Source organism: Pseudomonas sp. AIG (genome assembly GCF_977020205.1).
Genome location: NZ_CDROCK010000021.1, coordinates 75,925 through 100,505 on the forward strand (window position 1 = coordinate 75,925; position 24,581 = coordinate 100,505).

Genomic DNA, 24,581 nt, shown 5'->3' on the forward strand with positions numbered 1-24,581 from the left:
TGGATCGGTTTCATCCAGTCAGGGCGGCGTCGATCGTCAGATAACGAACAGGTCGACGAAACGGTTTACCGGGGTGGACTCGAGCCGGGTTTGATCCTTGCACAACGCGAAGATTTCGCCGCTGCGCTGGCCGGTGAAACGTGTTGCCAGGTTGGCCTTGAACTTGTCTTCCAGTAATGGAATGCCCTCGGCGCGACGTCGGCGATGGCCGATCGGGTATTCCACCACGACGTTTTCAGTGCTGCTGCCGTCCTTGAAAAACACCTGCACGGCGTTGGCGATCGAGCGCTTGTCAGGCTCCAGATACTCACGGGTGAAACGCGGATCCTCAACGATGACCATTTTCTCGCGCAGCACATCGATGATCGGATGCGCCTTGTGGAAATCATCTTCGTACTGTTCAGCAACCAGATTGCCGAACGCCAGTGGCACGGCGGCCATGTACTGAATGCAATGGTCGCGATCGGCAGCGTTGGCCAGCGGTCCGACCTTGGAAATGATGCGAATCGCCGATTCGTGGGTGGTGATGACGATCCGGTCGATTTCATGCAGGCGATTGCGCACTTGCGGGTGCAAGGTCACCGCGGCTTCGCAGGCAGTTTGCGCATGAAACTCGGCGGGGAAGCTGATCTTGAACAGCACGTTTTCCATCACGTAACTGCCGAACGGTCGCGAGAAACTGAAGGCGCGCTTGTCTTCGGGTTTCAGCGCCAGATCGCTGTTGGTGTGGCTGAACAGCACGTCATAAAAGCCCCATTGCTTTGCGGTTAACACGCCGGGAACGCCCATCTCGCCACGCATGGCAATATCGGCCAGACGCACACCGCGACTCGACGCATCCCCCGCCGCCCAGGATTTTCGCGAGCCGGCATTTGGGGCATGACGATAGGTGCGCAGGGCCTGACCATCGGCAAACGCATGAGACAACGCCGACAACAGTTGCTCGCGATTGGCGCCCATCAGTTTGGCGGTGACAGCGGTTGAAGCGACTTTCACCAGAATGACGTGATCGAGTCCTACGCGATTGAAAGAGTTTTCCAGAGCGATCACGCCTTGAATCTCGTGGGCCATGATCATCGCTTCCAGCACATCGCGAACGGTCAGCGGCGCTTCAGCGTTGGCCACGCATTTTTGCGAAAGATGATCCGCCACCGCGAGAATCGCGCCGAGGTTGTCGGATGGATGGCCCCACTCGGCGGCGAGCCAGGTGTCGTTGTAGTCGAGCCAGCGGACGATACAGCCGATGTCCCACGCGGCTTTCACCGGGTCGAGGCGATGGGAGGTGCCCGGGACGCGTGCGCCGAACGGCACGACAGTGCCTTCGACAATCGGGCCAAGATGCTTGGTGCATTCGGGAAAACGCAGCGCCAGCAAGCCACAGCCCAGCGTGTCCATCAGGCAATTTCGGGCAGTGTCGAGGGCTTCGGCAGAGGTGACGTTGAAGGTGAGGACGTAATCGGCGATGTCCTGCAGGACACGGTCGTAGTCGGGGCGATTGTTCAGGTCGACGTTGGCGCTCATTGCGGTTCTCCTGTGCGGGAATGATGAGTGGTGCGGTCTTCCTCAGGGCTTGGCTGGGGTGGGTTGATTGCAGGTCTGGGGTGCCTGCTTTTTTTGTGTTTCTACAGTGGGTGGCCCCTCACCCTAGCCCTCTCCCGAGGGAGAGGGAACCGATTGGGGGATGTTGTAGAGGTTCACCGACGTGAGCGATATCCATTGAATCCATAATCGATCTGGTCAACGCACAATTTCAAACACCTCGGTCGGCCCCCTGAATCCAAAATCGACTCGGTCTTTCAGGTCGATGTACAACCCTAGACACCTAGGTCGGCCCCCTCTCCCTTTGGGAGAGGGCTGGGCGGGCGGCGTTCCGATGAGGGTGAAAAATCTCAAATCAGAATGAATCGCCCGGAATGCGCACGTAACCTTCCATCAGCACGCGCGCACTGCGGCTCATGATCGCTTTTTTGACGATCCACTCGCCGTTTTCCAGACTGGCCTCAGCGCCAACGCGCAACGTCCCGGACGGATGCCCGAAACGCACGGCATTGCGTTCAACGCCACCCGCCGCAAGGTTCACCAACGTGCCGGAAATCGCTGCAGCAGTCCCAATCGCCACCGCCGCCGTACCCATCATCGCGTGGTGCAACTTGCCCATCGACAACGCCCGCACCAGCAAATCCACGTCACCAGCGCCAACCGCTTTACCACTCGACGCCACGTAATCCGCAGGCTTGGCAACAAACGCAACTTTCGGTGTGTGTTGCCGTTTCGCCGCTTCATCCAGATTCGATATCAGACCCATGCGCAACGCGCCATAAGCCCGAATCGTCTCGAACATCTGCAATGCTTTCGGATCGCTGTTGATCGCGCTCTGCAACTCGGTGCCGGTGTAACCAATGTCTTCGGCGTTGACGAAAATCGTCGGGATGCCGGCGTTGATCATGGTTGCCTTGAAGGTGCCGACACCCGGCACTTCCAGCTCATCGATCAAGTTGCCGGTGGGAAACATCGAACCACCGCCGCCCTCTTCTTCCGCCGCCGGGTCGATGAATTCGACTTGCACTTCAGCGGCGGGAAAGGTCACGCCGTCGAGTTCGAAATCACCGGTTTCCTGCACTGCGCCGTTGGTGATCGGCACGTGGGCAATAATCGTTTTGCCGATGTTGGCCTGCCACACGCGCACCACCGCGACACCGTTGTGCGGAATGCGGCGGGCGTCGACCAGACCATTGCTGATGGCGAACGAACCCACCGCAGCCGAGAGGTTGCCGCAGTTGCCGCTCCAGTCGACGAAGGGCTTGTCGATGGAGACCTGACCGAACAGGTAATCGACGTCGTGATCAGCCTTGATGCTTTTCGACAGGATCACGGTTTTGCTGGTGCTCGACGTCGCGCCGCCCATGCCGTCAATTTGCTTGTCGTACGGGTCGGGACTGCCGATCACGCGCAGCAACAGAGCATCGCGAACCGGGCCGGGAATCTGCGCCGCTTCGGGCAGATCCTTGAGGCTGAAGAACACGCCTTTGCTGGTGCCGCCGCGCATGTAGGTGGCGGGGATTTTTATTTGTGGTGCGTGAGCCATGATGCTCCTTACCGAAGGCATGGGGCCTGAAACCCCATGCCCACATCAGTTGATTTAAACGGCAACCGCCGACTCTTCAAGGAAGTCCTGCGCGAAGCGCTGCAACACACCCCCGGCCTCGTAGATCGACACTTCTTCAGCGGTATCCAGACGGCAAGTCACCGGCACGTCAACGCGCTCGCCGTTCTGGCGATGGATCACCAGCGTCAGATCCGCCCGCGGTTTGCGCTCGCCGATCACGTCGTAGGTTTCGCTGCCGTCGATGGCCAGCGTGTGACGGTCGGTGCCCGCTTTGAACTCCAGCGGCAACACGCCCATGCCCACCAGGTTGGTGCGGTGAATGCGCTCGAAACCTTCAGCGGCAATCGCTTCGACGCCGGCCAGACGCACGCCTTTCGCCGCCCAGTCGCGGGACGAACCCTGACCGTAATCGGCGCCGGCAATGATGATCAGCGGCTGTTTGCGTTCCATGTAGGTTTCGATGGCTTCCCACATGCGCATCACTTTGCCCTCCGGCTCGACCCGCGCCAGCGAACCCTGTTTGACCTTGCCGTTCTCCACGACCATTTCGTTGAACAGTTTCGGGTTGGCAAAGGTTGCGCGTTGTGCGGTCAAGTGATCGCCTCGGTGGGTGGCGTAGGAGTTGAAGTCCTCTTCCGGCAAGCCCATTTTCGCCAGGTATTCGCCGGCGGCGCTGTCGAGCATGATCGCGTTGGATGGCGACAGGTGATCGGTGGTGATGTTGTCCGGCAGCACCGCCAGCGGGCGCATGCCCTTCAACGGACGGGCGCCGGCCAGCGCGCCTTCCCAGTACGGCGGACGGCGGATGTAGGTGCTCATCTCGCGCCAGTCGTACAGTGGCGTGACTTTCGGGCCGGTGTCTTCGTGGACGGCGAACATCGGAATGTAGACCTGACGGAACTGCTCAGGCTTGACTGAAGACTTCACCACGGCGTCGATTTCTTCATCGCTCGGCCAGATGTCTTTGAGGCGAATTTCCTTGCCGTCGACCACGCCCAACACATCTTTTTCGATGTCGAAACGGATGGTCCCGGCGATGGCGTATGCGACCACCAACGGCGGCGAAGCGAGGAACGCTTGCTTGGCGTACGGGTGGATGCGGCCGTCGAAGTTGCGGTTGCCCGAGAGTACGGCAGTCGCATACAGATCGCGGTCGATGATCTCTTGCTGAATCAGCGGATCGAGCGCGCCGGACATGCCGTTGCAGGTGGTGCAAGCGAAGGCGACGACGCCGAAACCGAGCTGCTCCAGCTCCGTGGTCAGCCCCGCTTCGTCTAGGTACAGCGCTACGGTTTTCGAGCCCGGCGCCAGCGAGGATTTCACCCACGGCTTGCGCGTCAGGCCAAGCTTGTTGGCGTTGCGCGCGAGCAGGCCGGCGGCGATGACGTTGCGCGGGTTACTGGTGTTGGTGCAACTGGTGATGGCGGCGATGATCACTGCGCCGTTGGGCATTTGCCCCGGCACGTCATCCCACTGACCGGAGATGCCTTTGGCCGCCAGATCCGACACCGCGACGCGGGCGTGCGGGTTGCTCGGGCCGGCCATGTTGCGCACCACCGAGGACAGGTCGAAAGTCAGACCGCGCTCATATTGCGCACCTTTCAGACTATCGGCCCACAGGCCGGTGAGTTTGGCGTATTGCTCTACGAGCTGCACTTGCTGGTCTTCACGACCGGTCAGTTTCAGGTAATCGATAGTCTGCTGATCGATGTAGAACATCGCGGCAGTGGCGCCGTATTCCGGGGCCATGTTGGAGATGGTCGCGCGGTCGCCGAGGGTCAACGCCGCGGCGCCTTCGCCGAAGAACTCCAGCCAGGCGCCGACGACTTTCTGTTTGCGCAGGTATTCGGTCAGCGCCAGCACCATGTCGGTGGCGGTGATGCCCGGTTGCAGCTTGCCGGTCAATTCGACGCCAACGCTTTCCGGCAGACGCATCCACGACGCGCGACCGAGCATCACGCTCTCGGCTTCGAGGCCGCCGACGCCGATGGCGATCACGCCCAAGGCATCGACATGCGGGGTGTGACTGTCGGTGCCGACGCAGGTGTCGGGGAACGCGACGCCCTCGCGCACCTGAATCACCGGAGACATTTTCTCCAGGTTGATCTGGTGCATGATGCCGTTACCCGGCGGGATTACATCGACGTTCTTGAAGGCCTTTTTGGTCCAGTTGATGAAGTGGAAACGGTCTTCGTTGCGACGGTCTTCAATGGCGCGGTTTTTCTCGAACGCCTGCTTGTCGAAACCGCCCGCTTCCACCGCCAGCGAGTGGTCGACGATCAATTGCGTCGGCACCACCGGATTGACCTGCGCCGGGTCACCGCCCTGCAAAGCGATCGCGTCGCGCAGACCGGCGAGGTCGACCAGTGCGGTCTGGCCGAGAATGTCGTGGCAGACCACGCGCGCCGGGAACCACGGGAAGTCGAGGTCGCGTTTGCGCTCGATCAGTTGCTTGAGGGAATCGGTGAGCGTGGCCGGGTCGCAGCGACGCACGAGGTTTTCCGCCAGCACGCGGGAGGTGTACGGCAGGGTGTCGTAACTGCCGGGCTGAATCGCCTCGACCGCCGCGCGGGCGTCGAAATAATCCAGAGGGCTGCCGGGCAGGTTTTTGCGCAATTCTGTGTTCATCGGGTCAGGACTCGGGTCACGGTAGTTTCAAAGGGTGAGCTGACGCCAGACTCAAGATTCACACCGTCCCTTGTAGGAGTGAGCCTGCTCGCGATAGCGGTGGATCAGTCGACATCGATGGTGAATGTCAGTCCGTCATCGCGAGCAGGCGAAGGCCTACAGGGATTTGCGGTGGTTTCAAGGATCGGGTCAGCTCACCATTTCAGCGACGTTCGATTGGCACGAACTTGCGCTGTTCAACGCCGATGTACTCGGCGCTTGGACGGATGATGCGGTTGTTGGCGCGCTGTTCGAACACGTGCGCAGCCCAGCCGGTCAGGCGCGAGCAGACGAAGATCGGCGTGAACAGCTTGGTCGGGATGCCCATGAAGTGGTACGCCGAGGCATGGTAGAAATCGGCGTTCGGGAAGAGTTTTTTCTGCTCCCACATGGTCTTGTCGATGGCTTCGGAAACCGGGAACAACACCTTGTCACCGACTTCGTCCGCGAGCTTTTTCGACCAGCCCTTGATCACCTCGTTGCGCGGATCGCTGTCTTTATAGATCGCGTGGCCGAAGCCCATGATCTTGTCCTTGCGCTCGAGCATGCCGAGGGTGCCTTTGATCGCCTCTTCCGGCGACGAGAAGCGCTCGATCATTTCCATCGCCGCTTCGTTGGCGCCGCCGTGCAACGGGCCACGCAGCGAACCGATGGCGGCGGTCACGCAGGAATACAGATCGGACAGGGTCGAGGCACAAACGCGGGCGGTGAAGGTCGAGGCGTTGAACTCGTGCTCGGCGTAAAGAATCAGCGAGACGTTCATCACTTTCACATGCAGTTCGCTCGGCTTTTTGTCGTGCAGCAAATGCAGGAAGTGGCCACCGATGGTCGGCTCGTCACTCACGCAGTTGATGCGTTTGCCGTCGTGGCTGAAGCGATACCAGTAGCACATGATCGCCGGGAACGCGGCCAGCAAACGGTCAGTCTTGTCGCGCTGCTCGGAGAAGTCTTTCTCCGGTTCGAGGTTGCCAAGGAACGAGCAACCGGTGCGCATCACGTCCATCGGGTGGGCGTCGGCGGGGATGCGTTCGAGCACTTCTTTCAGCGCTTGCGGCAAGTCGCGCAGCTTGCTCAGTTTGCCTTGGTATTCGTCGAGTTGCGCCTGGGTCGGCAGCTCGCCGTAGAGCAGCAGGTAGGCGACTTCTTCAAATTGCGCATCGGCTGCCAGTTCGCGTACGTCGTAGCCGCGATAGGTCAGCCCGGCACCGGCCTGGCCCACGGTGGACAGTGCGGTTTGCCCGGCAACCTGGCCACGGAGCCCGGCGCCACTGAGTACTTTTGCTTCGGCCATTTCTATCTCCAATCTTGAATTTGTTAGGGAGTGTGGCGAAAAGATCGCAGCCTCGTTGCACTCGTCAGCTCCTACAGGGAATGCGGTTCATGTAGGAGCTGCCGCAGGCTGCGATCTTTTGATCTTTATTTCTTGGCGGCAAACAACGCATCGAGCTTCTGCTCGAACGTGTGGTAATCGATGCGATCGTAAAGCTCCATGCGAGTCTGCATGGTGTCGATGACATTCTGCTGCGTGCCATCGCGACGGATTGCGGTGTAGACGTTTTCCGCGGCCTTGTTCATTGCACGGAACGCCGACAGTGGATAGAGCACCAGCGACACGTCAGCGCCGGCCAATTGCTCGGTGGTGTACAGCGGCGTCGAGCCGAACTCGGTGATGTTGGCCAGGATCGGCGCTTTCACACGGTTGGCGAACAGCTTGTACATCTCCAGTTCAGTGATGGCTTCCGGGAAGATCATGTCGGCGCCAGCCTCGATACACGCCGCTGCGCGATCCAGTGCCGATTCCAGACCTTCCACCGCCAGCGCATCGGTACGCGCCATGATTACAAAGCTGTCATCGGTACGCGCGTCGACGGCGGCTTTGATGCGGTCGACCATTTCCTGCTGGCTGACGATCTCTTTATTAGGACGATGGCCACAGCGTTTGGCGCCGACCTGATCTTCGATGTGAATCGCCGCTGCGCCGAACTTGATCATCGACTTGACGGTGCGCGCCACGTTGAACGCCGAGGAACCGAAACCGGTGTCCACGTCGACCAGCAGCGGCAGATCGCAAACGTCGGTGATGCGGCGCACGTCGGTCAGCACGTCATCCAGACCGGTGATGCCCAGGTCCGGCACGCCGAGCGAGCCTGCGGCCACCCCGCCACCGGACAGGTAGATCGCCTTGAAACCGGCGCGCTTGGCCAGCAGCGCGTGGTTGGCGTTGATCGCGCCGACCACCTGCAAGGGATGCTCGCTGGCGACCGCATCGCGGAAACGCTGGCCTGGAGTGCTGTGCTTGGAACTCATGACTCACCTCGTTCAGTGGCTGTCTTATTGTGAGTGCCGTCCTGGTAGTGACGGGCGATGTTGCGTTTCGAGGCGCCGATGTGACGGCGCATCAACAATTCCGCGAGCTCGCCGTCACGGTCGGCGATGGCATCGAGAATCCGGTGGTGTTCGGCAAAGGCCTGGCGCGGGCGGTTCGGCGTGGTGGAAAACTGGATGCGGTACATGCGCACCAGTTGATAGAGCTCGCCGCAGAGCATCTGCGTCAGCGTGCGGTTGCCGCTGCCCTGGATGATCCGGTAATGGAAGTCGAAATCGCCTTCTTGCTGGTAGTAGCCGACGCCGGCCTGAAACGCGGCATCGCGCTCGTGGGTTTCCAGCACCCGGCGCAGTTCGTCGATTTCTTCGACGCTCATGCGTTCGGCCGCCAGACGGCAGGCCATGCCTTCGAGGGATTCGCGAATTTCGTAGAGTTCGAGCAGTTCGGCGTGGCTGAGCGAGACCACCCGCGCGCCGACGTGCGGGACGCGCACCAGCAGACGCTGGCCTTCCAGCCGATGAATCGCCTCACGCAACGGCCCGCGGCTGATGCCGTAGGTGCGCGCCAGCTCAGGCTCGGAGATCTTGCTGCCCGGGGCGATCTCGCCTTTGACGATGGCCGCCTGAATGCGCCGGAAGACGTTTTCCGAGAGCGTCTCGGAATCGTCGCCGCTGATGACCGGGGGATCGAGTTGATCCAGCATGATTGTCGACACCTTTAAATCCAATGCGGCAAAAACTAGCTAATTCAACCGAATCAGTCAAAGGATAAATGGGTATTGTCGACAATCGTCTAACAACCTTAAAAGATCGCAGCCTTCGGCAGCTCCTACAGGGCGCACGCAAATCCTATGTAGGAGCTGCCGAAGTCTGCGATCTTTTGATCTTTTATAGACCGGTGCCGGCGCTGGCGCCATAAAACCACCGTGCTAGAATGCCGCCCGCATTTGCTGGCCATTTGTACGGCTTGTCATATAAAGCTGATAGGCACACGAAGGGCCTTGCGCAAGTTTTGCCAAGGACCCGAACCGAAAACGGAACGCTGCGCACCAGGATTTATGAGACTCAAGCCTTTTCCCACATTCTTCGCCCTGTTTTGCCTGCCCGGCCTCGCCGCCGCGGGGGAAAAAACCGTGTACGGCCTCAACGAATACGCTTCGCTTGACGGCATCAATCTCGAAGTCGCGGCCAAACTCGACACCGGCGCGAAAACCGCCTCGCTGAGTGCCCGCGACATCAAACGCTTTAAACGCAACGGTGAGTCCTGGGTACGTTTCTACCTGGCGATCGACGCTGCGCATTCGCACCCGATCGAACGGCCACTGGCCCGGGTCAGCAAAATCAAGCGCCGTGCCGGCGATTACGACCCGGAAGAAGGCAAGAAGTACACCGCCCGTCCGGTGATTGAGCTGGATATCTGCATGGGCACGGCGTTGCGCAGCATCGAAGTGAACCTGACCGACCGAAGTGCGTTCCAATATCCGCTTTTGATTGGCTCCGAAGCGCTGAAACGCTTCGATGCGCTGGTCGATCCAAGCCTTAAATACGCTGCCGGCAAACCCGCCTGCACCATCGCCGCTCATACCGCCGAGTAATTTCCATGCGTTCTCTAACCTTCCACCTGAAAATCCTGATCACCATTCTGGTGCTCCTGGGCGTTTCGGTTACGGCCTATCAGATTTTCGTACTCGGCATCCCGGTGACCGAAGATGCCACCGACGACTTGTGGAACATCGACGCCAAGGTCGAGTTCGTCGCCAGCACCAAGGATCCGGTGAAGATCCAGATGTTCGTGCCACCGTTGAGCCGCGACTACGTCAGCCTCAACGAAAGCTTTATCTCCAATAACTACGGCGTCGCCGTCAACCGCGTCGACGGCAACCGCAAGGTCACCTGGTCGGCACGCCGGGCCAAAGGCAACCAGACGCTTTATTACCGTCTGGTGCTGACCAAGCGCTACACCGCGGAAAAATCCAAGATCAAAGGCCCGACCTTCCGCGACAGCATGGCCATCGAAGGCCCTGAGAAAATCGCCGCCGAGGCCCTGCTCGCGCCGATCCGTCAGCACTCGGCCGACGTCGAAACCTTTATTGGCGAGGCGATCAAACGCGTCAACAACGTCAACGATGACAACGTGAAACTGCTGCTGGCCGGCGATCCGTCGACCCCGCACAAAGCCAAAATCGTCGAGCTGCTGCTGTCCATCGCCCACGTGCCGGTGGAAAAAGTCCACACCATCCGCCTCGTCGCCGACCAGCCGCAAACCCCGGAACTGTGGCTGCGCAGCTTCAACGGCAACGACTGGCTGTACTTCAACCCGGAAACCGGCGAGCAAGGTCTGCCAACCGATCGCCTGCTGTGGTGGACCGGCGATGAAAACCTGATCACCGTCGACGGTGGCAAAAAAGCCAACGTAACCTTTAGCCTGAACAACAGCGAGATGAACGCGATTCGTCTGGCCAAACTGACCGACGAAAACACCGACGCCAATTTCCTCGAGTACTCGCTGTACGGCTTGCCGCTGCAGACCCAGCAGACGTTCATGATCATGGTGATGATCCCGATCGGCGTGCTGGTGATCCTGATCCTGCGCAACCTGATCGGCCTGCAGACCCTCGGCACGTTCACGCCGGTGCTGATCGCCCTCGCCTTCCGCGAAACGCAGTTGGGCTTCGGCATTCTGCTGTTTACCGTGATCACGGCGCTGGGCCTGTCGTTACGTTCGTATCTGGAACACCTGAAGTTGCAAATGCTGCCGCGACTCTCGGTAGTACTGACCTTTGTCGTGGTGCTGATCGCGGCAATCAGTTTGTTCAGCCATAAACTGGGCCTGGAACGCGGCTTGTCGGTGGCGCTGTTCCCGATGGTGATTCTGACCATGACCATCGAACGCCTGTCGATCACCTGGGAAGAACGCGGCGCCAACCATGCGCTGAAAGTCGCGATCGGCACGCTGTTCGCCGCCTCGCTGGCGCACCTGATCATGACCGTGCCTGAGCTGGTGTACTTCGTGTTCACCTTCCCGGCGATCCTGCTGATTCTGGTCGGGTTCATGCTGGCGATGGGTCGTTATCGCGGCTACCGCTTGACCGAACTGGTGCGTTTCAAGGCTTTCCTGAAGAAGGCTGACGCCTGATGTTCGGTTTCTGGAAAACCTGGAAGGCGCTGGAGGCGCGGGGCATCATGGGCATCAATCGGCGTAACGCCGACTACGTGCTCAAGTACAACAAGCGCAGCCTGTACCCGATCGTCGATGACAAGATCATCACCAAGGAACGCGCGATCGAGGCCGGCATTCACGTGCCGGAACTGTATGGCGTGATTTCCACCGAGAAGGAAATCGACAAGCTCGACGAGATCATCGGCGGGCGCAACGACTTCGTGATCAAACCGGCGCAGGGCGCGGGCGGTGACGGCATCATCGTGATTGCCGACCGCTTCGAGGGCCGCTATCGCACGGTGTCGGGCAAGATCCTCGCTCATGAAGAGCTGGAGCATCACATCTCGAGCATCCTCACCGGCCTGTATTCGCTGGGCGGTCACCGCGATCGGGCGCTGATCGAATACCGCGTGACCCCGGATCAGATCTTCAAAAGCATCAGCTACGAAGGCGTGCCGGACATTCGCATCATCGTGTTGATGGGCTATCCGGTGATGGCGATGCTGCGTTTGCCGACCCGGCAGTCCGGCGGCAAGGCCAACCTGCACCAGGGCGCCATCGGTGTCGGTGTGGATCTGGCGACCGGTCTGACATTGCGTGGCACCTGGCTGAACAACATCATCACCAAACACCCCGACACCACCAACGCGGTGGACGGCGTGCAACTGCCCTACTGGGACGGTTTCATGAAACTCGCCGCTGGCTGCTATGAGCTGTGCGGGTTGGGCTATATCGGTGTTGATATGGTGCTGGATCAGGAGAAAGGTCCGCTGATTCTCGAGTTGAATGCGCGGCCTGGGTTGAATATCCAGATCGCCAATGACTGTGGGCTGACGTTGCGTACGCATGCCGTCGAGGCGCGTCTGGAAGAGCTGAAGGCGCGTGGGGTAACGGAGACGGCGGAGGAGCGGGTGGCGTTTACTCAGGAAATGTTTGGGCATATTCCAGCCGTCGAGGGCTGATCCCCCCGATGATCGTTCCCACGCTCTGCGTGGGAATGCATCCCGTGACGCTCCGCGTCACAGTGGACGCAGAGCGTCCATGGCGGCGTTACCACGCAGAGCGTGGGAACGATCATTCACTCAGCCTGCCGCCAATCTGCCAATCCCCGACATCCCTCTAGGAGCAATTCCCGCAGAGGACTACAATCCCCACCCCGCCTCAACGGCCGATCTGCCCCGCCCATGCTGACCTGTTCCGTACACCCGCTGCCCTACCGCGCCAATCCCGCCGACTACTTCGCGGCCATCCGCAACGCCTCCGGCGCCGTGCTGCTCGACAGCGGCCGGCCAAGTGCCGACCGTGGCCGTTATGACTTGCTCAGCGCCTGGCCGCTGGAACAACTGGCGGTACTGCCGGACGAGAGCGGCAATCATTTCCTGCAACGTCTGCGTGACAATCTGAGTCGCTTGGGCGAAGCAGATTTGCCAGCGGGTTTCGAGCTGCCATTCGCGGGCGGCCTGATCGGTTACCTGAGCTATGACTTCGGCCGGCATCTGGAAAACTTGCCGAGCCAGGCGCGTGATGACCTGCAACTGCCTGACGCGCGGTTTGGCCTGTATGCCTGGGCGCTGATCAGCGATCACCAGATGGCCACCAGCCAATTGGTTTTCCACCCGTCCGTGATCGACATCGAGAAACAACGACTGATCGCGCTGTTCACCGAGCCGCAAGCTGAGGCACTGACACCGTTCAAACTGAACGCACCGATGGCCGCCGACCTCTCGGCCGACATTTACCGCCAGGCGTTCGAGCGTATTCAGCACTACATCCAGGCCGGCGACTGCTATCAGGTCAACTTCGCCCAGCGCTTCCGTGCGGCGTGCCAAGGTGATCCGTGGCTGGCTTATTGCGCATTGCGCGAAGCCTGCCCTACGCCGTTTTCCGGTTTCCAGAGTCTGCCCGATGGCGGCGCCGTGTTGAGCCTGTCACCCGAGCGCTTCGTCAAAGTCAGCCAGCGTCTGGTGGAGACACGCCCGATCAAAGGCACCCGCCCGCGTGGCCTGACGCCGGCCGAAGATGCCGCCAACGCCGCCGAACTGCTGGCCAGTCCCAAGGATCGTGCGGAAAATCTGATGATTGTCGACCTGCTGCGCAACGATCTCGGGCGCACCTGCCGCATCGGCTCGGTGCGGGTGCCGGAGCTGTTCAGCCTGGAAAGCTATCCGAACGTGCATCACCTGGTCAGCAGCGTGACCGGTGAACTGGCGGATGATCGCGATGCACTGGATCTGATTGCCGGCAGTTTCCCCGGCGGCTCGATCACCGGCGCACCGAAGATTCGCGCGATGCAGATCATTGATGAGCTGGAACCGACCCGGCGCGGATTGTATTGCGGCTCGTTGCTGTACCTGGACGTGCGCGGCGAGATGGACAGCTCTATCGCGATTCGCAGTCTGTTGGTCAAGGATGGACAGGTGTGTTGCTGGGGCGGTGGCGGGATTGTTGCCGACTCGGACTGGCAGGCTGAGTATCAGGAGTCGATCACCAAAGTCAGAATCCTCCTCGAAACCCTGCAGAACCTCTGATGAATGATCGTTCCCACGCTCCGCGTGGGAATGCAGCCCGGGACGCTCCGCGTCCCAAGCGGACGCAGAGCGTCCATTGAGGCATTCCCACGCAGAGCATGGGAACGATCGTCAGGTGGCTGGGCTTACAGGCTGAGGTCGCGGTTGGAGGCCTTGAGGAATTCCTGCTTCAACTCGGCAAACGTATGCACCGCCGGAAACTGCGGAAACTCGCGAATCACATTCTCCGGCGCATGGAACAGAATCCCCGCGTCCGCCTCGCCCAGCATCGTCGTATCGTTATACGAATCCCCCGCCGCAATCACCCGGTAATACAGACTCTTGAACGCCAGCACTGACTGACGTTTGGGATCTTTCTGACGCAACTGATAGCTGGTCACACGGCCAGTTTCGTCAGTAATCAGACGATGACAAAGCAACGTCGGGAAGCCCAACTGGCGCATCAGCGGCTGCGAGAACTCGTAGAACGTGTCCGACAGAATCACCACCTGAAAGCGCTCGCGCAGCCAGTTGACGAACTCCACCGCGCCGTCCAGCGGCTTCAGCGTGGCGATCACTTCCTGAATGTCCGAGAGCTTCAAGCCGTGCTCATCAAGGATGCGCAGACGTTGTTTCATCAGCACGTCGTAATCGGGAATGTCCCGGGTGGTGGCCTTGAGGGCGTCAATTCCGGTTTTTTCAGCGAAGGCGATCCAGATTTCCGGCACCAACACCCCTTCAAGATCCAGGCAAGCAATTTCCACAAGACACTCCCGTTTGTATTGATTATTTGAGTCGAGCGAGCCCGAACTCTAGCGATTCACCTCCACACACGCAACGCACAGCACGCCCCGAGCCGTGCAGCTTTTTGTTACCATCGGCCCCATATAGAGCGCCCAGCGCCACCGACCTGTAGGAAGCCGCCCTGATGAGTGCAACGTTCGACGTCGTGGAACTCGCCACGACCTATGCCAACAAATCCGCGCAAGACATTCTCAAACTCGCGTTTGCCGAGTTCGGCGATGACCTGTGGATATCTTTCAGCGGCGCCGAGGATGTGGTGCTGGTGGACATGGCCTGGAAGCTCAACAAGAACGTCAAGGTGTTCAGCCTCGACACCGGCCGTCTGCACCCGGAGACCTACCGCTTCATCGATCAGGTGCGCGAGCACTACAAGATCGACATCGAACTGGTGTCGCCGGACTACACGAAACTGGAACCGTTCGTGAAGGAAAAAGGCCTGTTCAGTTTTTACAAGGACGGCCACGGCGAATGCTGCGGCATCCGCAAGATCGAGCCGCTGCGGCGCAAACTGTCCGCCGTCAAAGCCTGGGCCACCGGCCAGCGCCGCGACCAGAGCCCGGGTACTCGCAGTGCCGTGGCAGTGATGGAAATCGACACCGCGTTCTCCACGCCGGAGCGCACGCTGTACAAGTTCAACCCGTTGGCGCAGATGACCAGCGAAGAGATCTGGGGTTACATCCGCATGCTCGAGCTGCCGTACAACAGCCTGCACGAACGCGGCTTCATCAGCATCGGCTGCGAACCGTGCACCCGCCCGGTGCTGCCGAACCAGCATGAGCGCGAGGGGCGTTGGTGGTGGGAAGAAGCGACGCAGAAAGAGTGCGGGCTGCATGCCGGGAATATCATTAGCAAGGCATAAACCCCTGCCGTACTGCTTCCCCTTGTAGGAGTGAGCCTGCTCGCGATAGCCGTGTATCAGCCAAAAAATTTATCGGCTGATACACCGCTATCGCGAGCAGGCTCACTCCTACAATGTTATGCGGAGCCATCGGAAAATGTGTACACACAAATGTCACCATCGGTGCCATTTATGTGCGCACTTTTTTGTTTCCGCGCCCTGAAAAGTTACATCCCGCCTGAAATACCTTCTTACTCGCCTGCCGCCAAATTCCCTCGTCAAAAATAAATACCTGTTCAACCGGTCAATTTTTAACCACTTACTTTCAGGTACTTAGCGCGCCTCGATAACTTTTCGAAATGAGTAGCGCTGCGCATAGATCAGCAACTGGCACAAATCTGGCTTTAGTGCATACATGTTTTGTATACAAAACTGCAAAACATAAACCCACTTTCGATCCGCAAGCCTGAAGCGCCCTATCCCGTACAGGCTGCAGATGCCCCGTAACCAGTGATGGTTTCACTGCCGCGACGAAGATTTGTCGAGCCTGACGGCTTATGCACAGTCATCGCGGCCTTGAACATCAGGAGCCTGCCGGAATGCGTACAAGTCTCTCCAACAACATCGCGCTGAATCTGCCCGCCTCTCCCGTTACCCAACCGTTGCCTCATGACGGACTCACCGAGCCGTTACAACTCAGTCCGCGTCTGCATAACAGTGATCTGGCGCCAACCAAGGCCGAAGGTCGACGCTGGGGCAAATACAGCATCTTCGCCCTGTGGACCAACGATGTGCACAACATCGCCAACTACTCGTTCGCCATTGGGCTTTATGCCTTGGGCCTGGGTGGCTGGCAGATTCTGCTGTCGCTGGGGATTGGCGCGGCGCTGGTGTATTTCTTCATGAACCTGTCCGGCTACATGGGGCAGAAAACCGGTGTGCCGTTTCCGGTGATCAGCCGGATCAGTTTCGGCATCCACGGTGCGCAAATTCCTGCACTGATCCGGGCGGTTATCGCCATTGCCTGGTTCGGTATTCAGACGTATCTGGCGTCGGTGGTGTTCCGGGTTCTGCTCACCGCTGTGCATCCAGGCTTCGCCGAATACGACCACAATTCGATTCTTGGCCTGTCGACGCTGGGCTGGGTGTGCTTCGTGGCGATCTGGTTCGTGCAATTGGCGATTCTTGCCTATGGCATGGAAATGGTGCGCCGTTACGAAGCGTTTGCCGGACCAGTGATTTTGCTGACCGTGGCCGCCCTCGCCGCGTGGATGTACTTCCAGGCCAACGCGACCATCGCCTGGTCGACTCGCGAGCCGCTGACCGGTGGCGAGATGTGGCGCAACATCTTCGCTGGCGGTGCGCTGTGGCTGGCGATCTACGGCACGTTGATTCTCAACTTCTGCGACTTCGCCCGCTCTTCGCCGTGCCGCAAAACCATCAAGGTAGGAAACTTCTGGGGTTTGCCGGTGAATATTCTGGTGTTCGCCGCGATTACTGTCCTGCTCTGCGGTGCGCAATTTCAGATCAATGGCCGGATCATCGAAAGCCCGACCGAGATCATCGCCTCGATTCCCAACACCTTCTTCCTGGTGCTCGGTTGTCTGGCATTCCTGATTGTCACCGTGGCGGTGAACATCATGGCCAACTTCGTCGCCCCGGCCTTCGTGTTGAGTAACCTGGCGCCGAAGTACCTGACTTTCCGCCGCGCCGGCTTGATCAGCGCGACCATCGCGGTGCTGATCCTGCCGTGGAATCTCTACAACAGCCCGCTGGTGATCGTGTACTTCCTGTCCGGCCTCGGCGCCCTGCTCGGCCCGTTGTACGGGGTGATCATGGTCGACTACTGGCTGATCCGCAAAGGCCGGATCAACGTGCCGCAGCTCTACAGCGAAGATCCCAACGGTGCTTATTACTACAGCCGGGGGGTCAATTTCCGCGCAGTGGCGGCGTTTATTCCTGCCGCGTTGATCGCCATCGTCCTGGCACTGGTGCCGGGTTTCCACAGCGTCTCACCATTCTCGTGGCTGATCGGCGCCGGCATCGCCGGAATGCTCTACCTGATCATTGCCAAACGCCAACCGCACTACGCCGACATCAGCGGCGAATCGATCGCTGTCGACAACGTCTGCCATTAACTTCCTCGCGGCCCGGATTTCGGGCCGCAGAACTGCCCGCTATAAGGATTTCCCCATGCGTATTCTCGTGGTCAACGTCAACACCACCGAATCCATTACCGAGGCCATCGCCCGATCGGCGCAGGCTGTCGCGTCACCCGGTACCGAAATCGTCGGTTTGACGCCGTACTTCGGCGCCGACTCGATTGAAGGCAACTTCGAAAGCTATTTGGCCGCTATCGCGGTGATGGATCGGGTGATGTCCTACGATCAGCCGTTCGATGCAGTGATCCAGGCCGGTTACGGCGAGCACGGCCGTGAAGGCTTGCAGGAATTGCTCAACGTGCCAGTGGTGGACATCACTGATGCAGCGGCGAGTACGGCGATGTTTTTGGGGCATGCGTATTCGGTGGTGACCACGCTGGATCGCACCGTGCCGCTGATTGAGGATCGGCTGAAACTGTCCGGTCTGTGGGATCGCTGCGCTTCGGTACGGGCCAGTGGTTTGGCGGTGCTGGAACTGGAACACGAGCCGCAGCGTGCCTTGGAAGCCATCGTGCATCAGGCTGAACTGGCGGTGACGCAGGATAAAGCCGAGGTGATTTGCCTGGGTTGCGGCGGCATGGCCGGGCTCGATGAGCAGATTCGTCGACGCACCGGGGTGCCGGTGGTGGATGGGGTGACGGCGGCGGTGACGATTGCTGAATCGCTGGTGCGGTTGCGCTTGTCGACGTCGAAAGTGCGGACGTATGCGACACCGCGGCCGAAGAACATCATTGGCTGGCCGGGGCGGTTTGCCCGCTGAGGTTATCAGCGAAAACCGAGTCGACCCATTCGCGAGCAGGCTCGCTCCCACAGGGGAAACGCATTCCAATGTAGGAGTGAGCCTGCTCGCGATGGCCGCACCTCGGTCAGATGCCTTACTCAAACAGCACTAAACCGCCGCGCCAACCCCCGCTCCACAAACTGCTCAATCAAAAAATCCACAAACGCCCGCGTCTTGCCCGGCAACAATTTATGCTCGGCGTAGTAAATCGAAATGTTGCCATCATCGACAAACCAGTCCGGCAACACCCGCTGCAACGTCCCCGCCTCCAGATACCCCACCGCAAACGGCATGCTCACCAGGGCGATTCCCAAGCCCTGCGCCGCCGTCCTGCAAGCGGCCTCAGAATCGCTCATGGTCATCCGCGTCCTGAGCGTCAATGGCCGACAGTTCTGCGGATTACGCCCGGTCAACTGCCAGGAACGCACACGCCCGGTTTGCGGTGAGCGGATCAGAATCCCGTCGTGATGGCGGAGGTCATCTGGTTCGATGATCTGGGGATTGGCCTGTAAATAGTCGGCGGACGCGACCAATATCCGGTGCGCGGGGCTCAACTTGCGTGCGATCACGCCTTGCGGCAGTTCGAAACCGCCACCGATGGCCGCATCAAAGCCCTGCCCGATCAGATCGACCTGTCGGTTATCGAAATGCCAGTCCGGATTGATCGCCGGGTATCGCTGCAGAAACTCACCGAGCATCGGCACGATATGCAGACAGCCAAACGCGGCGCCCATGCTGACTTTCAGCGTCCCCGCCGGCAGCCCTTCGACACTGGACAGATTGGCCACGGCATTTTGAATGGTGGTCAAACTGCCACTCACCTGATCCAGGAAAAGTTGCCCGGCCTCGGTCAGCGTCAGGCTGCGTGTACTACGCTGGAACAGCCGCACGCCGAGCCGCACCTCGAGTTTGGCCACGCTCTTGCCGACAGCTGCCGGGGTCAGACTCAAGCGCCGTGCCGCTTCGGCAAAGCTGCCGACCTCGGCACTGCGTACAAAGCATTCAATGCTGCTGAAGGTTTCCATGATCGCCACTATAAACTTCTGGTTTACACAGACTATAGCAACCATGGTCTACACAGTTGTCGATAGCACGCCGATACTCGCCACCAATACCAAGGCATTCCCGCCTTGAACACTCTGGAGATCGAACATGACCACTCAACACCTCGGCGGCAAAGTCGCTCTGATTCAAGGCGGTTCCCGTGGCATCGGCGCTGCCATCGTCAAACGTCTGGCCGCTGAAGGCGCTGCAGTAGCCTTCACTTACGTCAGCTCCACCGCCAAAGCCGAAGAGTTGCAGAACAGCATCACCGCCAACGGCGGCAAAGCCCTGGCAATCAAGGCCGACAGCGCCGATGCCGCCGCTATTCGCCACGCCGTCAGCGCCACCGTCGAAGCCTTTGGCCGCCTCGATATTCTGGTCAACAACGCTGGCGTACTGGCCGTCGCCCCACTTGAAGATTTCACTCTGGAAGATTTCGACCAGACTCTGGCGATCAACGTGCGCAGCGTGTTCATCGCCTCGCAGGAAGCCGCCAAGCACATGGGCGAAGGTTCGCGCATCATCAACATCGGCAGCACCAACGCTGACCGTATGCCCTTCGCCGGTGGCGGCGTGTATGCGATGAGCAAGTCGGCGCTGGTCGGTTTGACCAAAGGCCTGGCCCGCGATCTCGGCCCTCGCGGCATCACCGTCAACAACGTGCAACCTGGCCCGGTCGACACCGACATGAACCCGGCGCACGGTGACTTCGCCGAAAGCCTGATCCCGCTGATGGCGGTGGGTCGTTACGGTAAAGCCGAAGAAATCGCCAGTTTCGTCGCCTACCTGGCAGGCCCGGAAGCCGGTTACATCACCGGTGCCAGTCTGACCATCGACGGTGGTTTCGGCGCCTGATATCCCGCGTCGTCTGAACGAAAAACGCCGCCCCTCTTTTCACAGAGGGGCGGCGTTTTTTTTGTCTCAGGGGTTCAGGCCCATTCCAGCGCCGGCAAACCACAGGCACTCGGGGTGAACGCTTTCAGCGTGCGAAGAATCCCGTCAGCGTGTGCGTACTTTTCATCGGCCATGGCGGCATCGGGGATGGCGATCGCGGTCATGCCGGCGGCTTTCGCTGCGGTCACACCGAACGGAGAATCCTCGAACACCAGGCAATCCTCAGGTGCCACGCCCAGGCGCCGGGCAGCGGTGAGGAAAATATCCGGCGCCGGTTTCGCCGCGCCGACTTCCGGATCGTCCGCTGTAACGATGAAATCGAACAGCGCAAACCAGTCACGGTGCAGCGTGGTTTTCTGGCCGAACGATTGCCGCGACGAACTGGTGCCCACAGCGATCGGAATATTGTGCGCCTTGAGGTGGCGGATCAACTCTTCGGCACCCGGCATCGCTTGCGCGGTGGGGAAACGCTCACGCATCAGTGGTTCGCGGATGACCAGAAACTCTTCGGCGGTGATCGGCAGATCCAGCGCCTGCACCACATAGTTCGCCAGATCATTAGCCCCCCGACCAATGATGTTCTGCTTGATACTCCAGTCGAAGGTGCGCCCGTATCGCTGGGCAATCAGCGAGGTGACTTCGGTGTAAATGCCCTCGGTGTCCAGCAGCAAACCGTCCATATCGAAAATCACGGCCTTGATCGGGCCGAACGCCTTCAGCGGTGCATTCATCATCGGATCCGTTAACAAAGACATCCCGGGCGGCACAGTTGGCGCCACTACGCGGATCTGATTAAAGGGTTCAGCAGCATAACGAGCGCGACGGACATTGAGCAACGGCAATGTCCATTGCAGCGATGAACGACTCGCAACAATTCAGCGAAACATCCTACAGGTATTGCCTACTCGCCCGACTTCTTTCCTGATTGATCCCCCGCAAAGTCCCCGCACCTTTTTGATGTGCGCGAGAACTGCGAATGCTTCCAACCGATCGGCTGCTGGCCCTGAACAACAGCATCGGCCTGCTCGTTGTTGCTGCCTTGAATCCCGATGAGCCGGACTTCGAACACCTGATCGGCGAGTTCCGCCTGTGCCTGAACCACTACGACGCCTGGGCCGAGCAGTTCTGGACAGGCACTGCGCTGGATGTCGAGCAGGTGTTCACTGTCGGTAACGACGTGCGCCTCAGCGCGCCGATCAAGTCGCGCCAGCCGCTCAGTTCTTCGGTGGTCAGGTGCTCGGCCAGCGGGTCGCTGACGCTGGTGCATATGTTCGAGGCCGCGCGGTTCGTGCCGATCGGCAACACCCCGGTGACCCTCGAGCCGGTGCTTGCCGATGTCGGCGGCGTACTGACTTTCGGCGAACCACGGCACCACACCATCGGCCCCAGCGGCATTCTGCAGGTGACCGATTGCGATCGGGGCCAGCGTTATCGCATCACCTTCTTTCCCGATGTGTCCACCGACCATGTGCGTGCTCTGTATGCCTCTTATGAGGGTGTCATTGCAGGCCTGGAAGGCTGGCTGCGCGCTGAGTGGGCAGGGTTTCAACCACAGTGGACGGAGTTTTCCAGCGCCGGGTTTCTTCAGCGTTACGGTCAGTTGCAACAGGCCGACTGGCGCGGGTTCGAGAAAGCCCTGAACGGCGTTTGGGATGACATCAAACAGGTATTCGCCCTCCTCGCCGACTTGCAGGCCAACAGCGAAAAATTGCTGGAGTACCTCAGCGAGGCCGAGCTGGAGGCGTTATTGAATGCCTCCAGCGACGCCATTGCCAACGGTCTGCTGATCCTCAGTGACGAACCTCTTCTGTTTATTCATCTGGCCGCGTTCACCAGTTGGCTGAAGATGCTGCCGCCGCAGTATCTGGCCGAAGTGGTGGCCGAGGTTCGGGTCGAACTGCTGATCAGTTTTCTGCTGATGGGCTTGTCGGGTGGCGCCGGCGTGCCGGTGCGCTTGAGCAGCAAAGTGCTGGCGAAGATCAAGTCGCCTCGCGCTCGGGAATGGCTGGCGGCCTCTGCGTTGCGCTTGGCCGAACTGACGTCCTCGGCGGATTTGACGCGGCATGCCAGCGTTTTGAAGCCGCTGATGCTCAATGTGCGTGACGTTGAGTTGAAACCGACACCGTCGATACCGCTGAACATTCGTCAGTCCGATTCGCTGGTGTTGACCGTGCCGAATCCGGCGCCTGTTGTGCGGGACAAGTCTGGCGGTTCGAGCCGGTTGGAACGGCATGAGCCTCACGACGACTCGCCGGATCAGGCGAAAAACCCCAACGGCGACAGCGCCGATTGCGTGCCCTTTACCTGCACCAATGGTTGTCCGGTGTCGATGGTCACCGGTGAAGAACTGCTGACCCTGACTGATGCCGTGCTCGATGGCGTATTGCCGTTTGAGTTCACGCGGTTGTATCGCTCGAGCGCCGTCGAAGTCGATGTTGGGCTGGGCTTTGGCTGGAGCCATTCGCTGGCGCATCGGCTGGAGTTTTTCGCTGATGAGGTTGTTTGGGTCGATCACGAAAACCGGCGTACGCGGTTTCCGTTGCCGAGCGTTGAACGACCGGCGATTCACAACAGCCTGTCGCGGGCGGCAATTTTTCTGGGTGATGAACCGGAGGAACTGATCCTCGCGCTGGCCGGGGAAACGGCGCGGTTCTATCACTTTCGCGCAGGACGGCTGACGGCGATCAGCGATGCCTATGGCAATCGTCTGACGGTGCAGCGCGATCGGTCTGACCGGGTGCAGCGCCTGGACAACGGCGCCGGGCGCTCGCTGCTGTTGCGCTATGACCGTGCGCAGTTGCTGGGTGTGGATTACCAGGTGTTTCGCGAGGGCGTCTGGAGCACTGAACAGGCGCTGGTCAGTTACCGCTACGACGCCTATCAGCATCTGGTCGAAGCCAGCAACGCCGTCGGTGACAGCGAGCGTTACGACTACGACGACGCTCACGTGATTCTGCAGCGGCAACTGGCTGGCGGCGCGAGTTTGTTCTGGGAGTGGGAGCGGTCGGGGAAAGCGGCCCGTTGCGTGCGCCACTGGGCGTCGTTCTCGCAGATGAACACGCGCTACGTCTGGAACGACGACGGCAGCGTCGCGGTGCATTACGTCGATGGCACCGAAGAGACGTACGTCCACGACGAGCGTGCGCGGCTGGTGCGCAAAGTCTCGGCGGATGGTGGCGAGCAGCTCAAGGCCTATGACTCTTCGGGGCGCTTGATCGCCGAGCAGGATGCCTTGGGCGCGGTCACCGAATACCGCTACGACGAGGTCGGACGGCTGATCGCGCTGATTCCGCCGGATGAGGCGCCCACGTCCTACGAGTATCGCAACGGTTTCCTGTTTCGGCGTTCGCGCGGCGAGGCGGTGTGGATCTACCGGCGCAATGCCGAGGGCGATGTCACCGAAGCGGTCGATCCCGATGGCCAGGTCACCCATTACTACTACGACACCCGGGGTCAGTTGCTGTCGATCCGCTACCCGGACAGCAGCCGGCATCGGCTGGTCTGGAATGCCCTCGGCCAGTTGACCGAAGAAACGCTGCCCGACGGTGGCGTGCGGCGTTTTTCCTACGATGCACTGGGGCGGCGGACCACCACCGCCGACGAACACGGTGCGGTCACCCGTCAGCATTGGGACGCCGTCGGCCGACTGATTCAGACGACGTTTCCTACCGGCAGTACTCGCGCCTACAGCTACGGCGCCTACGGCCAGGTCACTGCCGAGCGCGATGAACTCGGGCGCATCACCCGTTATGAATACGACGACGATCTGCACTTGGTCTCGCGGCGGATCAACCCCGACGGCACGCGGGTGCAGTACCGCTACGACCATGCGCAGTTATTGCTCACCGAGATCGAAAACGAGTCCGGGGAAAAGTACCGGTTGGATTACACGCCGACCGGACTGATTCGTCAGGAAAGCGGTTTTGATGGCCGGCGCACGGCGTATGCCTATGACCTCAACGGCCATCTGCTGGAGAAGACCGAGTTCGGCGATGACGGCTCTTGTTTGCTCACTGCGTATGAGCGCGATGCGGCCGGACGTCTTCTGGCCAAAACCCTGCCCGACGGCCTCAAGGTTTTTTATCAATACGACCGCCTCGGCCGACTGATCAGTGTCGACGACGGTCAGCAACACCCGCTGGCCTTCGAATACGACCGTCAGGACCGGCTGATCACCGAGCATCAGGGCTGGGGCACGCTGCGTTACCGCTACGACGCCTGCGGCCAGCTCAAGCGCTTGCGTCTGCCGGACAACAGCGTGCTCGACTACCGCCACGCCAAGGGCGGCGCACT

The 24,581-nt window shown here is 60.1% G+C and carries 18 protein-coding genes; 9 read left to right on the top strand and 9 right to left on the bottom strand.

Going from position 1 to position 24,581, the window contains the following annotated elements:
* Positions 1-36: 36 nt before the first annotated feature.
* The 6 genes from prpD to ACWR1S_RS14200 form a co-directional block, all read right to left on the bottom strand.
* Entirely contained in the window at positions 37-1,521 is a 1,485-nt protein-coding gene (gene prpD / locus ACWR1S_RS14175) for a 2-methylcitrate dehydratase (protein WP_454563933.1), read from the bottom strand.
* Between the two features lie 373 nt (positions 1,522-1,894).
* Positions 1,895-3,085 (bottom strand): 2-methylaconitate cis-trans isomerase PrpF, encoded by a 1,191-nt coding sequence (prpF, locus tag ACWR1S_RS14180; protein ID WP_454563934.1) that lies wholly within the window; start codon positions 3,083-3,085, stop codon positions 1,895-1,897.
* Positions 3,086-3,139: 54 nt separating this feature from the next.
* Positions 3,140-5,734: a Fe/S-dependent 2-methylisocitrate dehydratase AcnD gene (gene acnD / locus ACWR1S_RS14185; protein WP_454563935.1), complete on the bottom strand. Its 2,595-nt coding sequence runs from the start codon at positions 5,732-5,734 to the stop codon at positions 3,140-3,142.
* Positions 5,735-5,936: 202 nt separating this feature from the next.
* Positions 5,937-7,064, bottom strand: coding sequence for a bifunctional 2-methylcitrate synthase/citrate synthase (prpC, locus tag ACWR1S_RS14190; protein WP_311997767.1), 1,128 nt, complete (start codon positions 7,062-7,064; stop codon positions 5,937-5,939).
* Positions 7,065-7,189: 125 nt separating this feature from the next.
* Positions 7,190-8,080, bottom strand: a complete 891-nt coding sequence (gene prpB, locus ACWR1S_RS14195; protein ID WP_007916432.1) for a methylisocitrate lyase — start codon at positions 8,078-8,080, stop codon at positions 7,190-7,192.
* Positions 8,077-8,799: a GntR family transcriptional regulator gene (locus ACWR1S_RS14200; RefSeq protein ID WP_174244498.1), complete on the bottom strand. Its 723-nt coding sequence runs from the start codon at positions 8,797-8,799 to the stop codon at positions 8,077-8,079. The genes prpB and ACWR1S_RS14200 overlap by 4 nt, the downstream gene beginning before the upstream one ends.
* 357 nt (positions 8,800-9,156) lie before the next feature.
* Between ACWR1S_RS14200 and rloA the strand changes: the two genes are divergently transcribed.
* The 4 genes from rloA to pabB all read left to right on the top strand — a co-directional run bounded on the left by rloA (position 9,157) and on the right by pabB (position 13,786).
* Positions 9,157-9,693 (top strand): retropepsin-like aspartic peptidase RloA, encoded by a 537-nt coding sequence (gene rloA, locus ACWR1S_RS14205; protein ID WP_008081000.1) that lies wholly within the window; start codon positions 9,157-9,159, stop codon positions 9,691-9,693.
* Positions 9,694-9,698: 5 nt separating this feature from the next.
* Entirely contained in the window at positions 9,699-11,234 is a 1,536-nt protein-coding gene (gene rloB / locus ACWR1S_RS14210; RefSeq protein WP_454563936.1) for an osmotic stress tolerance membrane protein RloB, read from the top strand.
* A complete protein-coding gene (locus tag ACWR1S_RS14215; protein WP_397482665.1) occupies positions 11,234-12,220 on the top strand; it encodes an alpha-L-glutamate ligase-like protein in 987 nt (328 codons plus the stop codon). The genes rloB and ACWR1S_RS14215 overlap by 1 nt, the downstream gene beginning before the upstream one ends.
* 222 nt (positions 12,221-12,442) lie before the next feature.
* Positions 12,443-13,786: an aminodeoxychorismate synthase component I gene (pabB, locus tag ACWR1S_RS14220; RefSeq protein WP_454563937.1), complete on the top strand. Its 1,344-nt coding sequence runs from the start codon at positions 12,443-12,445 to the stop codon at positions 13,784-13,786.
* 125 nt (positions 13,787-13,911) lie between these two features.
* Here pabB and thrH read toward each other — a convergent pair whose 3' ends face one another.
* Positions 13,912-14,529 carry a bifunctional phosphoserine phosphatase/homoserine phosphotransferase ThrH gene (gene thrH / locus ACWR1S_RS14225; RefSeq protein WP_454563938.1) on the bottom strand — a complete coding sequence of 206 codons (618 nt, stop codon included), beginning with the start codon at positions 14,527-14,529 and terminating at the stop codon, positions 13,912-13,914.
* 164 nt (positions 14,530-14,693) lie between these two features.
* Here thrH and ACWR1S_RS14230 point away from each other — a divergent pair, with 164 nt between their 5' ends.
* The 3 genes from ACWR1S_RS14230 to ACWR1S_RS14240 all read left to right on the top strand — a co-directional run bounded on the left by ACWR1S_RS14230 (position 14,694) and on the right by ACWR1S_RS14240 (position 18,329).
* Entirely contained in the window at positions 14,694-15,428 is a 735-nt protein-coding gene (locus ACWR1S_RS14230; RefSeq protein ID WP_038365501.1) for a phosphoadenylyl-sulfate reductase, read from the top strand.
* 578 nt (positions 15,429-16,006) lie between these two features.
* Complete coding sequence (locus ACWR1S_RS14235; RefSeq protein ID WP_454563939.1) at positions 16,007-17,545, top strand: NCS1 family nucleobase:cation symporter-1; 1,539 nt, start codon at positions 16,007-16,009, stop codon at positions 17,543-17,545.
* A 55-nt stretch (positions 17,546-17,600) separates the two neighbouring features.
* Entirely contained in the window at positions 17,601-18,329 is a 729-nt protein-coding gene (locus ACWR1S_RS14240; protein WP_007916448.1) for an aspartate/glutamate racemase family protein, read from the top strand.
* 119 nt (positions 18,330-18,448) lie between these two features.
* Here the strand turns inward: ACWR1S_RS14240 and ACWR1S_RS14245 are convergent, their stop codons facing one another.
* Entirely contained in the window at positions 18,449-19,375 is a 927-nt protein-coding gene (locus ACWR1S_RS14245) for a LysR family transcriptional regulator (RefSeq protein ID WP_454563940.1), read from the bottom strand.
* A gap of 127 nt (positions 19,376-19,502) precedes the next feature.
* Between ACWR1S_RS14245 and ACWR1S_RS14250 the strand changes: the two genes are divergently transcribed.
* Positions 19,503-20,249, top strand: a complete 747-nt coding sequence (locus ACWR1S_RS14250; RefSeq protein ID WP_454563941.1) for a 3-oxoacyl-ACP reductase family protein — start codon at positions 19,503-19,505, stop codon at positions 20,247-20,249.
* A gap of 74 nt (positions 20,250-20,323) precedes the next feature.
* On the opposite strand, the gene ACWR1S_RS14255 is transcribed toward ACWR1S_RS14250, so the two are convergent.
* Positions 20,324-21,019 (bottom strand): HAD-IA family hydrolase, encoded by a 696-nt coding sequence (locus ACWR1S_RS14255; protein WP_064116942.1) that lies wholly within the window; start codon positions 21,017-21,019, stop codon positions 20,324-20,326.
* Between the two features lie 245 nt (positions 21,020-21,264).
* On the opposite strand from ACWR1S_RS14255, the gene ACWR1S_RS14260 reads away from it, so the two are divergent.
* The coding region (locus tag ACWR1S_RS14260) for a DUF6531 domain-containing protein (RefSeq protein ID WP_454563942.1) at positions 21,265-24,581 on the top strand (3,317 nt) is incomplete at its 3' end.

Bases quoted from the DNA above. Each gene is read 5' to 3' on its own strand.
- prpD (WP_454563933.1), bottom strand. From the start codon at position 1,521: ATGAGCGCCAACGTCGACCTGAACAATCGCCCCGACTACGACCGTGTC.
- prpF (WP_454563934.1), bottom strand. From the start codon at position 3,085: ATGGCTCACGCACCACAAATAAAAATCCCCGCCACCTACATGCGCGGC.
- acnD (WP_454563935.1), bottom strand. From the start codon at position 5,734: ATGAACACAGAATTGCGCAAAAACCTGCCCGGCAGCCCTCTGGATTAT.
- prpC (WP_311997767.1), bottom strand. From the start codon at position 7,064: ATGGCCGAAGCAAAAGTACTCAGTGGCGCCGGGCTCCGTGGCCAGGTT.
- prpB (WP_007916432.1), bottom strand. From the start codon at position 8,080: ATGAGTTCCAAGCACAGCACTCCAGGCCAGCGTTTCCGCGATGCGGTC.
- rloA (WP_008081000.1), top strand. From the start codon at position 9,157: ATGAGACTCAAGCCTTTTCCCACATTCTTCGCCCTGTTTTGCCTGCCC.
- rloB (WP_454563936.1), top strand. From the start codon at position 9,699: ATGCGTTCTCTAACCTTCCACCTGAAAATCCTGATCACCATTCTGGTG.
- ACWR1S_RS14215 (WP_397482665.1), top strand. From the start codon at position 11,234: ATGTTCGGTTTCTGGAAAACCTGGAAGGCGCTGGAGGCGCGGGGCATC.
- pabB (WP_454563937.1), top strand. From the start codon at position 12,443: ATGCTGACCTGTTCCGTACACCCGCTGCCCTACCGCGCCAATCCCGCC.
- ACWR1S_RS14230 (WP_038365501.1), top strand. From the start codon at position 14,694: ATGAGTGCAACGTTCGACGTCGTGGAACTCGCCACGACCTATGCCAAC.
- ACWR1S_RS14235 (WP_454563939.1), top strand. From the start codon at position 16,007: ATGCGTACAAGTCTCTCCAACAACATCGCGCTGAATCTGCCCGCCTCT.
- ACWR1S_RS14240 (WP_007916448.1), top strand. From the start codon at position 17,601: ATGCGTATTCTCGTGGTCAACGTCAACACCACCGAATCCATTACCGAG.
- ACWR1S_RS14245 (WP_454563940.1), bottom strand. From the start codon at position 19,375: ATGGAAACCTTCAGCAGCATTGAATGCTTTGTACGCAGTGCCGAGGTC.
- ACWR1S_RS14250 (WP_454563941.1), top strand. From the start codon at position 19,503: ATGACCACTCAACACCTCGGCGGCAAAGTCGCTCTGATTCAAGGCGGT.
- ACWR1S_RS14255 (WP_064116942.1), bottom strand. From the start codon at position 21,019: ATGAATGCACCGCTGAAGGCGTTCGGCCCGATCAAGGCCGTGATTTTC.